Below are 1,469 nucleotides of genomic sequence, written 5' to 3' on the forward strand. Positions count from 1 at the left end.
CTGACCGGTCGGCTGGCCGAGCCGTACACGCCCGAGTACTGGGTGCGGCACGTGCGTGAGGCGGTCCGTTTCGCCGACGGTGTGCGGACCCTGTACGGGCTGGGTGTGACGACCTTCGTGGAGATCGGGCCGGGCGGTGTCCTCAGTGCCCTCGCCCAGGGCTGCCTCGATGAGGACGCGGACATCGTCACCGTTCCCGCGCTGCGCGCCGACCGCCCCGAGCCGTACGCCGTCACCACCGCGTGTGCCCAACTGCACGTTGCCGGCGTCGAAGTGGACTGGCAGGCCTTCTTCCCGGGCGCCCGCCGCGTCGACCTGCCGACCTACGCCTTCCAGCGCGAGCGCTACTGGCTCGACGTCCCCCAGGCGTCCGGCGACGTCCGGGCCGCCGGCCTGGGGGCGGCGGACCATCCGCTGCTCGGTGCCGCGATTGCGACCGCCGACAGCGACGGGGCCCTGCTCACCGGGCTGATCTCCCTCAAAACCCACCCGTGGCTCGCCGACCACGCCGTGAACGGAACCGTACTGCTGCCCGGCACCGCGTTCGTGGAGTTGGCGATCCGGGCGGGCGACGAGACGGGGTGCGGATGGATCGAAGACCTCACCCTTGAGCTTCCCCTGGTCGTGCCCGAGAGCGGTGGCGTCACCCTTCAGGTGGCTGTCGGTCCGCAGGACGAGTCAGGCCGACGGGAGCTGAGTGTGCACTCCCGCGTCACCGACGGATCGTGGCTGCGGCACGCGACGGGTGTGCTGTCCTCGGTAGTGGCACCCTCCGCTGCGGACCTCGGCGCATGGCCGCCGGTGGGTGCGGAGGCCGTTGACCTGACGGCGTTCTACGAGGGCATGGCTGCCGTGGGTCTGGACTACGGTCCGGCCTTCCAGGGCCTGCGCTCGGTGTGGCGCGGCGGGGACCACGTCTTCGCCGAGGTCGAGCTGCCGGAGGAGCCGGCTGCCGAGGCGGCGGCGTTCGCCCTGCACCCGGCGCTGCTGGACGCGGCCCTGCACGCACTGGCCGCCGGTGGGCTGGTGTCGCCGACCGACGGGCCGGCCCTGCCGTTCGCGTGGTCCGGCGTCGTCGTGCAGGCTGCCGGAGCGGCGATGGTGCGGGTGAAGTTGTCGCGGACGGCCACCGGTTCGGTGACGCTGGCCGTGGCCGACGGCGCCGGTGACCCGGTGGCCTCGGTCGAGTCGCTGTCGTTGCGGGCCGTCTCGGCGGAGCAGTTGCGCGGTGCCGGTGGCGGCGATCAGCTGTTCGGGCTGGAGTGGACGCCGTTCACTCTTCCCTCCGCCACCGACGCGCTGGTGATCGAGACCGTCGCGGACTTCGACGCACTGCGGGAGTCGGAAGGGACACCGGACGTCCTCGTCGTTCCGTGCCCGGCGGGGTCCGGTGCGGAGACCGCCGACCGTGTGCACGGCACCACGAGTGAGGTGCTGGCGTTGGTGCAGTGGTGGTTGGCGCAGGAGCG

The 1,469-nt window shown here is 72.6% G+C and carries 1 protein-coding gene; it reads left to right on the forward strand.

Annotation, left to right across the window (positions count from 1 at the left end; genetic code table 11):
• The coding region (locus tag IE244_RS41370) for a polyketide synthase dehydratase domain-containing protein (RefSeq protein ID WP_191878744.1) at positions 1–1,469 on the forward strand (1,469 nt) is incomplete at both ends.

It is taken from the genome of Streptomyces filipinensis, assembly GCF_014649495.1.
In the GTDB taxonomy this organism is placed as follows: Bacteria; Actinomycetota; Actinomycetes; order Streptomycetales; family Streptomycetaceae; genus Streptomyces; species Streptomyces filipinensis.